This is a genomic window from Paenacidovorax caeni, from assembly GCF_001298675.1.
GTDB lineage: Bacteria > Pseudomonadota > Gammaproteobacteria > Burkholderiales > Burkholderiaceae_C > Paenacidovorax > Paenacidovorax caeni.
In genome coordinates, this window is the sequence record NZ_CYIG01000144.1 from 1 (window position 1) to 604 (window position 604).

1 pseudogene is annotated in these 604 nt (G+C 63.9%); it reads left to right on the plus strand.

Features of this window, described 5'->3' with window-relative positions:
- Positions 1 to 565: pseudogene (locus BN2503_RS20645) on the plus strand (hypothetical protein); the annotation flags it as partial.
- Positions 566 to 604: the final 39 nt, after the last annotated feature.

Genomic DNA, 604 nt, shown 5'->3' on the forward strand with positions numbered 1-604 from the left:
CAACCGTGCCTTGCTGATTTGCATTTCTGAGCTGGCGCTATCGCCCATGGAGGTGCGCAACCTCAAGATGAATTCCATCCTCTATATAGAAGAGGAGGGCGCTCGACGCCCCCAGGCGCTGCAGCTCGATGGCCCCGGGCCCAACCAGCGCCGCCGTGTCCACATGGAGCCCTTTGTCGTCGAGGCCTTGGAGTCGTGGCTGGCGGTACGGGATGACGCCGCATCGAGCCCTCAGGTCGAGTTCCTGTTCTGCACCACCCGGCGCAACGCCAGAAACCCCAACGCTAAGCCGCCTGGGCAGATGACCCCGGTCACGCTCTTGGATCTGGTGCGCACCCTGATCGAGAAGGCTGCGCGCGAGTCAAACCAGCCCTTGCCAGCACGCCTGGGACCGCAGATTCTTCGAAACACGCGTCTTGTGATGTGGCTGAACGCCGGGGTTCCGGCCTCGACCGTCGCCGTCTGGGCAGGCCTCAAAAACATCAAGGGCCTCTACCACCTGCGCGACCACCTCAACCCAGAGGTCAGGATCACCGTCAAGAGTGTGCGCGACGACGCCACCTGAGCCAGCTCAGAGTAGGGCGGCCAGGGCAGGGGACAGCGG